The sequence below is a fragment of the Streptomyces sp. NPDC058371 genome, from assembly GCF_042723265.1.
Classification (GTDB): domain Bacteria; phylum Actinomycetota; class Actinomycetes; order Streptomycetales; family Streptomycetaceae; genus Streptomyces.
The window spans coordinates 143,539-155,743 of sequence record NZ_JBHXJC010000014.1; the positions used below are offsets into that span (position 1 = coordinate 143,539).

Consider the following 12,205-nt stretch of genomic DNA (forward strand, 5'->3'; position numbering starts at 1 on the left):
CGTGGTCGCCATGGTCACATGGACTGCGCTCACGGGTCTTGCCGGTCTCGCCTCACTGGCCCTGGCCGGGCAGGGCGGCGCCCTGGCCCCGCTGGAGTGGGGCGCCGGGCCGCTGACGGTGGACGCGCTGCCCCGCGTCGTCTACGTCGCCCACCGCGGCGGCGCCCGCGAGGTCCCGGAGAACAGCATGTCGGGGCTGATGGCCGCCTATGAGCGCGGTACGGCGCAGGTGCTCGACTTCGACACCCGGATGCTGCGCGACGGGCACATGGTGGTCATGCACGACGAGACCCTCAACCGCACGACCTATCTGGGCGGTCCGGTACGGGGCCTGAATCTGCGGGACTGGGCCGGCGTGCGGCTGCGGCCCAAGGCCGCGATCCCCGGCAGCTGGCGCTCGGAGCGGCCGCCGACCGTCGCCGAGGTGCTGGATCGTTTCGGCGGCCGGGTCGTGCTGATGCTGGAGGCCAAGGACCCGGAGAGCCTGCGCACCCTCGCCGGGCTGATCCGCGCCCGCGGGCTGACCCGCTCGGTCTTCGTCAACTCCAACCGCCCCGAGGTGGCCTGGCGGGCCCACCGGATGGGTCTGGTCGCCCAGCTGTGGCGCTCGGCGGAGCAGATGCGCGACGACCGGCCCGAGCGCTGGGCGCCGTTCGTGGACGTGCTCGACGTGGACTACAAGGCGCGGGACGCCGATCTCGCACGGGCCGCGCACTCCGGCATCCCCCGCGTCTGGGCGCACACCGTGGTGACCCCGGGCCAGCGCGACCGGGCGCTCGCGCTCGGCTGCAACGGGATCATCACGGACGCGCCCGGGCGGCTCTCCCGTCATCCGCTGAAGGCCGTCAAGGGCGGGACGGCCATGCAGGGCGGGAAGAGCGGGAAGGGGTTCCGGGCGGTCCGCGGCCGGGCGCGGCCGTAGCGGGGGCGGGACCGTGGCGGGCCACCGTGGATCGAGACCGTGGCGGCCTGCCTCGGGGCGAGACCACGGAGGTCAGACTCGGGGCGAGACCGTGGAGGTCAGACTCGGGACGACGCCGCGGAGGGCTGCCTCGGGACGAGACCGTGGCGGGCTACCGCGGGGCGAGGCCGTAGAGGGCGTATTCGACGAGGGCATCCGTGTACGCGTACGAGATCGGGCCGGTGCGCTGGAGCCAGCGCTGGGCGAGCGGGGAGACGAAGAGTTCCAGGGCGATACGGGGGTCGACGTCGGGGCGTACCTCACCGCTTGCCTGGGCGGCGCGCAGCCGCTTCACGTACAGCTGGAGCTGGGGCTCAAGCAGCTTGCTCACGAACTCCACGCCGACCTGTTCGTTGACGACGCCCTCGGCGGCCAGGGCGCGGCTGGGGATCTCGAACTTGGGGTCGATCAACTCGTCGACGGTGGCCCGCAGCACGGCCTTGAGGTCGGCCTCCAGGTCGCCGGTGTCCGGGATCTCGTACGTCGCCGCCTCCCCGATGACCTCGGGACGGCCCGCGGCCTCCGCCGCCTGGGCGCTGAGGTCCATGAACGCCTCCAGCAGGACGTCCGCCTTCGACGACCACCAGCGGTAGATCGTCTGCTTGCCGACTCCGGCGCGGGCGGCGATGCCCTCGATGGTGGTCTTCGGGTAGCCGACCTCGCTCACGAGGGCGAGGGCCGCGTCGTAGATCGCGCGGCGGGACCGCTCGCTGCGGCGGGTGGAGTCGGGGGTGGGCTTGCCCGGGTGCGGGGCGGGCTTCTGGACCATGGGTCGAATTTAACAGGGGGGCAAGACGGGACGTCTCGCTGTGGGGGGGGCGCCGACAACGTAGGGCATTGGTGCCTCCGGCTGAGCGGAGCACTCGCGTCTCCGGCTGGACAGGCACTCGTGCCTCCGGCCGTGCGGCCGTCGGTGGTGCGGGGCCTTGGGCGGGCGGGGCGTTGGGCGGGCCTGCGTCAGGGGCCGGACGGGCCGGGACGGACACCACCCGTTCGCTTCACCGCCGGAAGGCGACCCGCGGCGCACCATGGGCATCAACTGCCCCGCGGTTACGTGAGGAGTCCTCCTTGCCCCCTCTCCGCCGTGCCACACCCCGGCGCTATCTGATGTGCCCACCGGCGCACTTCGAGGTCACGTACTCCATCAACCCGTGGATGGATCCTGCCAAGCCGGTCGACGTGCCGCTCGCGGTCGCGCAGTGGGAGGACCTCCGCGACCGCTACCGCTCGCTCGGCCACACGGTCGAGGAGCTCACCCCGCTGCCCGGCCTGCCGGACATGGTCTTCGCGGCGAACGGGGCGACGGTGGTGGACGGGCGAGTGCTCGGCGCGCGCTTCGCCCACCGCGAGCGGGCGGCGGAGGCCGCGGCTCACCTGGAGTGGTTCCGCGCGCACGGCCACCGGCGGGTGCACGAGCCGGTCCACATCAACGAGGGCGAGGGCGACTTCGCGGTCACGGCCTCGTATCTGCTGGCCGGACGCGGCTTCCGGGCGAGCCCGCTCTCGCACGGCGAGGCGCAGGAGTTCCTCGGTCGCCCGGTGATCGGGCTCGACCTCATCGACCCCCGCTACTACCACCTCGACACGGCACTCGCGGTCCTGGACGACGCCGCGGACGTGATCATGTACTACCCGCCCGCCTTCTCCCCCGGCAGCCGCGAGGTACTGCGCCGGCTGTTCCCGGACGCGCTGGTCGCGGCGGACGAGGACGCGGCCGCGCTCGGCCTCAACGCGGTCTCGGACGGTCTGCACGTGCTGCTCCCGCAGGCGGCGACGGGCCTCTTCGGGCCGCTGCGCGAACGCGGCTTCGCGCCGATCGGCATGGATCTGAGCGAGCTGCTCAAGGGCGGCGGCAGCGTGAAGTGCTGCACTCAGGAGCTCCGGTAGCGGCCGGCAACTCCCTTGTCCGCGTACGGCGTCTGACGCCGGGTCAGTCGGCCTCCGGCGGCCAGGCGTCGCCCCAGTCGGCGTCACGGGCCGCCCGGTACAGGGGTCCGTGGCGCTTGGTCACCGTCTCGCGGTGCAGGGCCTCGTCCGGTCCGCACAGGTCGAGGAGCACCTGGCCCTTGCGGATCTGCGGCCTGCGGACGACCCGGGAAGGGGCAGGCGTCACCGGGCAGCGGGTGGCGGCGACGTAACTGAACTTCTCGTCCTCGTACGCCAGTGAGCCGCCCTTGACCTGGCGGTGCAGGGAGGAGCGGCTGACCCGGGCGGAGAAATGGCACCAGTCCTCGCCGGGGACGATGGGGCAGGCGGCGCTGTGCGGGCAGGGGGCCGCGATCTCGAAGCCGGCGCCGATCAGGCGGTCGCGGGCCTCGATGATCCGGGCGTAGCCGTCCGGGGTGCCCGGCTCGATGATCACCACGGCCGGGGCGGCGGCCGCGGCGGCGTCCACGACGTGGCCGCGGTCGGCGTCGGTGAGCTCGCCGAGCACGTAGGAGACGGTGACGAGATCAGTGCTCTCGATGGTGAGCGCCGCTCCGATACGAGAGCGGTGCCACTCGGCGGACTTCAGTGCCGGGTTCGCGGCGGCGAGGTCACGGCCCAGCGCGAGCGCCGGTTCGGCCCAGTCGAGGACCGTCACCGGGCGGTCGCCGTCCCAGGTCGCCGTCACCGCCCAGGTCGCCGCGCCGGTGCCGCCGCCGACGTCCACGTGGCTGCCCGGCGTCCACTCCGGCACCGCGTCCGCGAACGCCTCCAGTGCCGCGCGCACCGCCTCGAACGTCGCGGGCATCCGGTACGCGGCGTACGCGACCACGTCCGAGCGGTCGCGGAGGACCGGCGTGTGCGTCGGGGTGGTGCCCCGGTAGTTCGCGATCAGCCGCTCGACGGCCTGCGCGGCTGCCTTCGGCGGCAGTCCGTCCAGCAGCCCGGCGAGGGCGGCGCGCAGGGGCTCGGCGGCGGGAGCGGGGGCGTTCACCCGGCGATTCTACGGTCGCCGGGCGGGGCCCCACCGCCGGCACCCGAGCTCGACGGGTGGCCGATCAGTGCCCCTGCCCGTCGCCAGCCAGGGCTACGCGGCGACCGGGCAACGTCCCCACCCGCCGGCACCCAGGCCTACGCGGGACCGGGCAACGTCCCCACCGCCGGCACCCAGGCCTACGCGGGACCGGGCAACGTCCCCACCCGCCGGCACCCAGGCCTACGCGGCGACCGGCCAGTGCCCGCCCCACCCGCCGCCACCCAGCCTCACGGCACCGCCCGCCGGCGCCCCCACCTTTCGCCACCCGGCCCCACGCCAGCGCCCCACCTTTCGCCACCCGGCCTCACCGCACCGCCCGGCACGCCCGCCACCGCATCAGCCGCCCGGGACGGGCAGCCGCATCGGCGCCGGCCGCCCCGGCGCCGGCCGCATCGGAGGCGGGCCGGACGTCCCGCCTCCGATGGGGCCGGCGCCCCTACGTCCCCCGTACCGCTCGGGCCAGCCGCGTGGCCAGCGCCGCGCGTGGCGCGTTGTCCGGGTCGCGGCGGCGGGGGTGGACCGTGTTGGCGAGCAGGACGAGGAAAGTGTCCGTGGCCGGGTCCAGGACCAGGGACGTACCGGTGAAGCCCGTGTGGCCCGCGGCGCCGCGGTGGGCCAGGGCGCCCATGAACCACGGCTGGTCCACCGCGAAACCGAGGCCCGGCGCGGTCGTCATCAGCTCGACGAAGTCGGGGCCCAGGATGCGGGCGGGCCCGTAGGAACCGCCCGCGAGCAGCGTGCGGCAGAAGACGGCGAGGTCGCGGGCGGTGGAGAAGAGGCCCGCGTGGCCGGCCACCCCGCCGAGCGCCCACGCGTTCTCGTCGTGGACCACACCCCGCAGCATCCCCCGTTCCGCCTTCCCCCACGGCCGGCGCTGGTCCTCGGTCGCGGCCGCGCCGGGGCAGGGTCCGAAGCCCGTGGCCGTCATCCCGAGCGGGCGGGTGATGCCGTCGCGGATCAGGACGTCGAGCCTGCGCCCGGCGATGCGTTCCAGGACGTACTGGAGGAGGAGCAGGTTGAGGTCCGAGTAGCGGTACCCCCCGCCGGGCCGCGACACCGGCACCTCGGCACGTAACAGTTCGAGGCGTGCCGCGTCCGACCGGCAGTCGTACAGCGGGAGTTCGGACCGCAGGCCGGAGGTGTGGGTGAGCAGTTGCCGTACGGTGATGCCGTGCTCGGCGACCCCGCGGAAGTCGGGCAGGTACGCCGCCACCCGCGCGTCGATGCCGAGCGTGCCGCGCTCCAGTTGCTGGACCGCGGCGACCGCCGTGAAGAGCTTGGTCAGTGAGGCCAGGTCGAAGGGTGTGTGCACGCTCATCGGCACCCGTGCCCCGGCCGGCAGCTCGACCCCCGCGTCCTTCTCCTCGTTGTACGACGCGTAGCGCACCGCCCAGCCGGCGGCCTCCTCGACGGCGATCACCGGCCCGCGCCCGGCGACCACGACGGCACCCGCGGCCCAGGGGCGCTCCCCCGTGGTGAGAGCGCGCACCTCCCGTACGAGTCGACGCACTTCCGCGGGGTCGAGCCCGGCCCGTTCCGGTGTGTCGATGCGCAGTCTCGCGCTCAGCGGTCCGCCGCCTTTCCGTCCGCGGTAGGGGTTCCGCCGTGTTCCCGGCTTCGCCCGAGGAGGGGGGACCCCTGTTCCCAGGGACGGCACAGTGCCACGAAGCAGGCGATCGCCACCAGTGCCGCGACCAGTTGGACGACGGCCATCGGGACGGCGGTGTGCTCTCCGGCGACGCCGACGAGGGGCGAGGCGATCGCGCCGACGAGGAAGGAGGAGGTGCCGAGCAGCGCCGAGGCGGAGCCCGCCGCGTGCCGGGTGCGCATCAGGGCGAGCGCCTGGGTGTTGGGGAGCGTGATGCCCATGGCGGTCATCAGGACGAACAGGGCGGCGGCGACGGGCACGAGTCCGACCTCGCCGAAGACACCGGTGGACATCAGCAGGAGGGCGGCCGCGGCCAGGGCGACGATGGCGAGACCGGTGGCGAGCACCCGGTCGAGACGGACGCGGCCGACCAGGACCTTGCCGTTGATCTGGCCGGCGGCCACCAGGCCCACCGAGTTCAGGCCGAACAGCAGGCTGAAGGTCTGCGGGGAGGCGCCGTAGATCTCCTGGATCACGAAGGGCGAGGCGGAGATGTACGCGAAGAGCGCGGCGAAGGCGAAGCCGCCCGCGAGCATGTATCCGGCGAAGGCGCGGTCGGCGAGCAGCGCGCGCATGGACCGCAGCGCCTCACCGACGCCTCCGCTGTGCCGTTCGCCGGCGGCGAGGGTCTCCGGGAGCCGGAACCAGACGACCGCCGTCAGTGCGATGCCGACGACCGTGAGGACGACGAAGACGCCGCGCCAGTCGGTGACGCGCAGGATCTGTCCGCCGATGAGCGGGGCGACGATCGGGGCGACTCCGGAGATCAGCATGAGGCTGGAGAAGAAGCGGGCCATCGCCACACCGTCGTACAGGTCCCGGACGACCGCCCGCGCGATCACGATCCCGGCCGCGCCGGCGAGCCCCTGCGCGAGCCGGAGGACGACGAGGAGTTCGACGGTGGGCGCGACCGCGCACAGGGCGGTCGCGACGATGTAGACGACGAGGCCGGCGAGCAGCGGGCGTCGGCGGCCCCAGCGGTCGCTCATCGGGCCGACGACCAGCTGTCCCAGTGCCATGCCGGCCAGGCACGCGGTGAGGGTGAGCTGCACGGTCGCCGCGGGCGCGTGCAGCGACCTGGTGACCTCCGGCAGCGACGGGAGGTACATGTCCATGGCCAGCGGGGGCGTCGCGGTGAGCCCGCCGAGGATGAGCATGACGAGGAATCCGGTACGGCGCAGGGCCTTGGTGCCGGGCAGTGCCTCGACGTCCGCGACGGGTGCCGGATCAGCGGCCGTCGCGTCCGCTATGTGTCCCTCGGGGCCTTCCTGGCCCCGCGTGGTGCGGCCGCCCTCGGGCATGGGCCCCTCCCTGTTCGTTCGGTCCGCCACCTATGCTCTCAGCTCGTACGGCGTGGTCGGGGTCACAGGCGAGGGGCCGGGGATGACGGGCGAGAACGTGCGGTGGGGAATTCTGGCGACCGGGGGGATCGCGGCGGCGTTCACGGCGGACCTGATTGATCTGCCGGACGCGGAGGTCGTGGCCGTGGCCTCGCGCAGCCAGGAGTCGGCGAAGGCGTTCGCGGAACGGTTCGGGATACCGCGGGCGTACGGCGACTGGGCGTCGCTCGCCGCGGACGAGGACGTGGACGTGGTGTACGTCGCCACCCCGCACGCGGCGCACCGGGCGGCCGCCGGGCTGTGTCTGGAGGCCGGGCGCCATGTGCTGTGCGAGAAGGCGTTCACGCTGAACGCCCGCGAGGCCGGGGAGCTGGTGGCTCTCGCCCGCACCCACGACCGCTTCCTGATGGAGGCGATGTGGATGTACTGCAATCCGCTGGTGCGGCGGCTCAAGACGCTGATCGACGACGGCGCGATCGGTGAGGTCCGCACCCTGCAGGCCGACTTCGGGATTGCCGGGCCGTTCCCGCCCTCGCACCGGCTGCGCGATCCGGCGCAGGGGGGCGGCGCGCTGCTCGATCTCGGTGTCTATCCGGTGTCGTTCGCGCAGCTGCTGCTCGGGGAGCCCTCGGACGTCGTGGCGAGAGCGGTGCTCTCGGACGAGGGCGTCGATCTCCAGACGGGAGCACTGCTCTCCTGGGAGAACGGTGCTCTCGCTTCGGTGCACTGCTCCATCAACGGCGGAACCCCGGTCTCCGCATCGGTCACCGGGTCCGCGGGCCGCATCGACATTCCGTACGGCTTCTTCTTCCCGGACCACTTCGTGCTGCACCGGGACGGCCGCGACCCCGAGAGGTTCGCGGCCGACCCCGGCGCCGGCCCCCGCAACAGCCTCAAGCACGAGGCGAGCGAGGTGATGCGGGCGCTGCGTGCCGGCGAGAGCGAGTCGCCGCTCGTCCCGCTGGAGGGCACCCTCGCCGTGATGCGGACGCTCGACGCGATACGGGACCGCATCGGCGTCCGCTATCCGGGAGAGGCCGCCCGGCGGGACCTCAGGCCGGCTTGAGCCCCTGGTCGCCCACCTCCGTCACGAACGAGGCGGCGGTGGTGAGCGGCGCCCCGGGTGTCGTCACGGCGGGCACCGTCTTGAAGTCGGCCCGCGCCTCCTCGCGCCCGAGTTCGACGGTCACGTAGCCGCGCCGCCCGTTGTAGAACTTCAGATGCGGGTTGGCCTTGGTGTAGGTGTCCCAGTTGGCCGGCTTGTCCGCGCCGTCCCGGCCGCTGGATATCGAGGTCGCGACGATCTCCGTGCCGAGGATCGCCGACGCCGGGTCGTCGAAGTCGTCCTTGATGTCGAAGGCGTACCCGACGTGGACGTCGCCGGTGAGCACCATCAGGTTCTCGATGCCGGCCGCCTTCGCTCCGGCGAGCACCCGTTCGCGCGAGGCGCGGTAGCCGTCCCAGGCGTCCATCGACACCTTGGCAGCCGCGTTGAGGTCCAACTTCCGCTGCGAGAAGGTGACTTGCTGCGGCACCACGTTCCACAGCGCCCGCGAGTCGTGCCAGCCGTCGATCAGCCAGCGCTCCTGCGTCGCTCCGGTGATGGTGCGTGCCGGGTCGTCCGACTCCGGCCCCGGGATGTGCGCGCCGTCGCCGTACGCCTGGTTGGAGCGGTACTGCCGGGTGTCGAGGATGTCGAACTGGGCGAGCCGGCCCCAGTACAGGCGCCGGTACATCTGGGCGTCCGGACCGTCCGGGAGCTGCGGGCGGCGCAGCGGCTGGTTCTCCCAGTAGGCGCGGTAGGCGGCGGCGCGGCGCAGCAGGAACTCCTCCGGCGGCCCGTCGCTGTCGTCGATGTCGTCCGCGTAGTTGTTCTCGGTCTCGTGGTCGTCCCAGGTGACGACGAAGGGGTGCGCGGCGTGTGCGGCCCGCTGGTCGGGGTCGGTCTTGTGCAGGGCGTAGCGCAGCCGGTAGTCCTCCAGGGTCACGGTCTCGTGGTTGAAGACGTCGGGGAGCGTGCGATCGGTGTAGGCGCGTGAGCCGCCGACCGCGTTGACGGCGTACTCGTAGATGTAGTCGCCGAGGTGGAGGACGAAGTCGACGTCGTCCTCCGCCAGGTGCTTGCAGGCGGTGAAGTAGCCCTGGTCGTAGCGCTGGCAGGAGACCGCGGCGAAGGTGAGCGCGGAGGTACGGCTGTGGGTGGCGGGCGCGGTGCGCGTGCGGCCGGTCTCGCTGATCCAACTGCCCGCCCGGAAGCGATAGTAGAAGACCCGGTCGGTGTCGAGGTGGCCGACTTCGACATGCACCGCGTGGTTGAACTCGGGGTGCGCGAGGGCGGTGCCACGTCTGACGATCCGGTGGAATCTGTCGTCGTGGGCCAGTTCCCAGTGGACGGCGACGCGTTCCTGGGGCAGACCGCCGTCGGCCTGGTACGGAGCCGGGGCGAGCCGCGTCCACAGGAGCACGGAGCCGGGCAGCGGGTCACCGGACGCCACGCCGAGCGTGAACGGGTCGTCGGTGATCTTGGCCGCGTCGAGTTCGGCGGCGCTCGCCGCGCCCGCGGCCGGCACGTTCACGGCGAAGGCGAGTGCGGCAGCCGCGCCGGTGAGGGTGAGGAAGCGGCGGCGGCCGATGTGCCGGGCGGCGGCGCGCAGTTCGGGGGCGCGCTGGGGCCGTGCGTGCGGTGGCTGATGGGCTGCGAGTGTCATCTGGCGCTCCCCTGAAGGTGGTTGTACAAGGCATTGGAGTGGCCAGCGTCAACGCTGAGCTGTCACGTACACAACAGCCAGATGGCGGACGAATGAGTTCCGTATAGCGGACCCTCCCGTACGCTGCGGGCCCATGAATGCCATGCAAACGAAGACCGCGGTGGTGACCGGGGCGGGCTCCGGCATCGGCCGCGCGGTTGCCGTGGAACTGCTGCGCACCGGCTGGTCGGTGGCGCTGGCCGGACGCCGGACCGAGACCCTGGCGGAGACGGCCGCGCTGGTGCCCGACAGCACCTCCGTCGCCGTACGCACCGACGTCTCGCACCCCGACGAGGTGGCCGCCCTCTTCGCGGCCGTACGCGACCGCTTCGGGCGGCTCGACCTGCTCTTCAACAACGCGGGGACCTTCGGCCCGGGCGGCGTCCCCGTGGAGGAACTGCCGTACGAGGCCTGGCGGCACGTGGTGGACACGAACCTCAACGGCGCGTTCCTGTGCGCGCAGGCGGCCTACCGGCAGATGAAGGAGCAGGACCCGCAGGGCGGCCGGATCATCAACAACGGCTCGATCTCCGCGCACACGCCCCGGCCGCAGTCGGTCGCCTACACGGCCACCAAGCACGCGCTGACCGGCCTGACCAAGTCACTGTCCCTGGACGGGCGCCCGTACCGGATCGCGGTCGGTCAGATCGACATCGGCAACGCGGCCACCGACATGACCGAGCGCATGCAGTCGGGAACACTCCAGGCGAACGGCGAACTGGCGGTCGAACCCGTGATGGACGTGGCGGACGTGGCGCGCACAGTGCGGCACATGGCGGAACTGCCCCTGGAGGCGAACGTGCAGTTCGCGACCGTACTGGCGACCGCGATGCCGTACGTGGGCCGCGGCTGAGACCCGGCGCCGGCCCTGTTCAAGGAGTCAACCTGCACAAACGGAAGCTCACCGTCCGGGATATTCCGGCCGGTGGCGGGCTTATGCTCATTTCTCCTCCACCTCAGCTTCACATCTGGAGCACACAGCTCCCGCAGGCCACACCAGGGGGGAGGAGCAGCCGTTCCGCGGTCCGGAAGGGGGCGGACCTCGCGCGTGACCGCGAGATGTGCACCGGGCCACGGAGCGGCTGCTCCACACTTCACCGCGGGCGCCGGCCCTCCGCCGCGGCCGCGGTGTCGTCACTTCCCTTGCGTCCGCGACGGCGCAACGCGAAGGCACCGCCCGCGAGCAGCGCGACCGCTCCCCCGGCCCCGCCCACCAGCCCCCACGGCGAACCGCCCTTCGCGGTGGACGCCGGAGCGCCGCCGGCGGCCTTGGCGTGCTTGGGCGTCGGGGTCGCGGTGGCGCCGCCCTCACTGAGCGGATCGACCAGCGTGCCCACGGACTTGGCCCTCTGCGCCGAGGCGAAGCCCCAGTCGAGCAGCGCCGCCGTCTCCTTGTAGACGCCGTTGCCGCCGCTCTTGGGGTGCATCACGGTGACCAGGAGCGTGCGGCCGTCGCGGGTGGCCGCGCCGGTGAAGGTGTTGCCCGCGTGGCTGGTGAAGCCGTTCTTCACGCCGATCAGACCGTCGTACGTCTCCATCCCCCACGCGCCGGTCAGCAGACGGTCGGTGTTCTGGATCTGGAAGGTCTTCTTGCCGCCGGCCGGGAAGTCGGCGGTCCTCGTCGCGCAGTAGGCGCGGAAGTCGGTGTTGTGCAGCCCGTGCCGGCCGAAGAGCGTCAGGTCGTACGCGGAGGAGAGCTGCCCCTTGTGGTCGAAGCCGTCGGGACTGACCACATGCGTGTCCAGCGCCTGCAGATCCGCGGCCTTGGCCTGCATCTCGGCGACCGTCGCGTCGACCCCGCCGTTCAGATGACTGAGCACGTGCACCGCGTCGTTGCCCGACCGCAGGAAGACGCCGAGCCACAACTGCTCGACGGTGTACGTGATTCCGGGCTTGACGCCGACCAGGCTGGACCCCGCCGGGATCCCGGCCAGGTCCGCGTCGGTCACCGTGTGCCGCTCGGTCCGCTCGAACTTCTTCAGCACCGTGTCCGCGAACAGCATCTTCAGGGTGGACGCGGGCGCCAGACGCCGGTGCGCGTTGTACGAGGCCAGCACCTCGCCGCTCTCCTGGTCGGCGATCAGCCAGGCGCGCGCGGTGAGCCTGGGCACGTTCGAGGCGCCGCGCACCTGGATCCCGGTGCGTGCCAGCCGCTCACCACCGATCGTGGCGGCCGGGACGGAGACGGCGGCGGGGTCCGCGGACGCGGGAGTGGCAGAGGCCAACGGGACGGCGGCCGCGGCGAGGCCGAGAGCGGCACGCCGGGTCAGCCGAGAGGAATCGCGCATCCGGGGACCGTACAAAGCGAGTCCGTGGCGCTCTGCGGCGGGGTCACAAAGGGAGAGCATGGCACTCCCAAAGACGCGGCAAAGGGCCGGATCCGGGGACCGGGCGAAGGTACGGGCAACGGCTCCGCGAGAGCCGTCGGAGACCGCCGGAACAGCGGTACGAGACGTCCGGGATCACCGGAACAGGGATACGAGCAGACGGAAGAGGGGGTACGAGCCGCCCGGTGTGCCCGTCCACCGTCCCACCGGGAGGTGCACA

10 protein-coding genes are annotated in these 12,205 nt (G+C 72.8%); 4 read left to right on the top strand and 6 right to left on the bottom strand.

Annotated features, from left to right (window positions below):
- Positions 1 to 10: 10 nt before the first annotated feature.
- Positions 11 to 922 (top strand): glycerophosphodiester phosphodiesterase, encoded by a 912-nt coding sequence (locus ACFWM2_RS32060; RefSeq protein ID WP_383287223.1) that lies wholly within the window; start codon positions 11 to 13, stop codon positions 920 to 922.
- A gap of 151 nt (positions 923 to 1,073) precedes the next feature.
- Here the strand turns inward: ACFWM2_RS32060 and ACFWM2_RS32065 are convergent, their stop codons facing one another.
- Positions 1,074 to 1,730 carry a TetR/AcrR family transcriptional regulator gene (locus tag ACFWM2_RS32065; protein WP_383287225.1) on the bottom strand — a complete coding sequence of 219 codons (657 nt, stop codon included), beginning with the start codon at positions 1,728 to 1,730 and terminating at the stop codon, positions 1,074 to 1,076.
- 299 nt (positions 1,731 to 2,029) lie between these two features.
- Between ACFWM2_RS32065 and ddaH the strand changes: the two genes are divergently transcribed.
- Positions 2,030 to 2,848 (top strand): dimethylargininase, encoded by an 819-nt coding sequence (ddaH, locus tag ACFWM2_RS32070; RefSeq protein ID WP_383287227.1) that lies wholly within the window; start codon positions 2,030 to 2,032, stop codon positions 2,846 to 2,848.
- 43 nt (positions 2,849 to 2,891) lie between these two features.
- Here ddaH and ACFWM2_RS32075 read toward each other — a convergent pair whose 3' ends face one another.
- From ACFWM2_RS32075 to ACFWM2_RS32085, 3 genes are all read right to left on the bottom strand, one after another.
- Positions 2,892 to 3,881 (bottom strand): small ribosomal subunit Rsm22 family protein, encoded by a 990-nt coding sequence (locus tag ACFWM2_RS32075; protein ID WP_383287229.1) that lies wholly within the window; start codon positions 3,879 to 3,881, stop codon positions 2,892 to 2,894.
- Between the two features lie 478 nt (positions 3,882 to 4,359).
- Positions 4,360 to 5,472, bottom strand: coding sequence for a serine hydrolase domain-containing protein (locus ACFWM2_RS32080; protein ID WP_383287434.1), 1,113 nt, complete (start codon positions 5,470 to 5,472; stop codon positions 4,360 to 4,362).
- A gap of 14 nt (positions 5,473 to 5,486) precedes the next feature.
- On the bottom strand, positions 5,487 to 6,872 hold the full coding sequence (locus ACFWM2_RS32085) for a multidrug effflux MFS transporter (RefSeq protein ID WP_383287231.1): 1,386 nt from the start codon (positions 6,870 to 6,872) through the stop codon (positions 5,487 to 5,489).
- A gap of 82 nt (positions 6,873 to 6,954) precedes the next feature.
- Between ACFWM2_RS32085 and ACFWM2_RS32090 the strand changes: the two genes are divergently transcribed.
- On the top strand, positions 6,955 to 7,977 hold the full coding sequence (locus ACFWM2_RS32090) for a Gfo/Idh/MocA family protein (protein WP_383287233.1): 1,023 nt from the start codon (positions 6,955 to 6,957) through the stop codon (positions 7,975 to 7,977).
- On the opposite strand, the gene ACFWM2_RS32095 is transcribed toward ACFWM2_RS32090, so the two are convergent.
- Positions 7,964 to 9,619: an alkaline phosphatase D family protein gene (locus tag ACFWM2_RS32095; RefSeq protein WP_383287235.1), complete on the bottom strand. Its 1,656-nt coding sequence runs from the start codon at positions 9,617 to 9,619 to the stop codon at positions 7,964 to 7,966. The genes ACFWM2_RS32090 and ACFWM2_RS32095 overlap by 14 nt on opposite strands.
- Positions 9,620 to 9,752: 133 nt before the next feature.
- On the opposite strand from ACFWM2_RS32095, the gene ACFWM2_RS32100 reads away from it, so the two are divergent.
- Positions 9,753 to 10,511, top strand: coding sequence for an SDR family oxidoreductase (locus ACFWM2_RS32100; RefSeq protein WP_383287237.1), 759 nt, complete (start codon positions 9,753 to 9,755; stop codon positions 10,509 to 10,511).
- Positions 10,512 to 10,752: 241 nt separating this feature from the next.
- Here the strand turns inward: ACFWM2_RS32100 and ACFWM2_RS32105 are convergent, their stop codons facing one another.
- Positions 10,753 to 11,946: a D-alanyl-D-alanine carboxypeptidase family protein gene (locus ACFWM2_RS32105; RefSeq protein WP_383287239.1), complete on the bottom strand. Its 1,194-nt coding sequence runs from the start codon at positions 11,944 to 11,946 to the stop codon at positions 10,753 to 10,755.
- Between the last annotated feature and the right edge of the window lie 259 nt (positions 11,947 to 12,205).

Coding starts and splice junctions, on each gene's coding strand:
- ACFWM2_RS32085 (WP_383287231.1), bottom strand. CDS start 6,872: ATGCCCGAGGGCGGCCGCACCACGCGGGGCCAGGAAGGCCCCGAGGGA.
- ACFWM2_RS32095 (WP_383287235.1), bottom strand. CDS start 9,619: ATGACACTCGCAGCCCATCAGCCACCGCACGCACGGCCCCAGCGCGCC.
- ACFWM2_RS32065 (WP_383287225.1), bottom strand. CDS start 1,730: ATGGTCCAGAAGCCCGCCCCGCACCCGGGCAAGCCCACCCCCGACTCC.
- ACFWM2_RS32105 (WP_383287239.1), bottom strand. CDS start 11,946: ATGCGCGATTCCTCTCGGCTGACCCGGCGTGCCGCTCTCGGCCTCGCC.
- ACFWM2_RS32090 (WP_383287233.1), top strand. CDS start 6,955: ATGACGGGCGAGAACGTGCGGTGGGGAATTCTGGCGACCGGGGGGATC.
- ACFWM2_RS32100 (WP_383287237.1), top strand. CDS start 9,753: ATGAATGCCATGCAAACGAAGACCGCGGTGGTGACCGGGGCGGGCTCC.
- ACFWM2_RS32060 (WP_383287223.1), top strand. CDS start 11: ATGGTCACATGGACTGCGCTCACGGGTCTTGCCGGTCTCGCCTCACTG.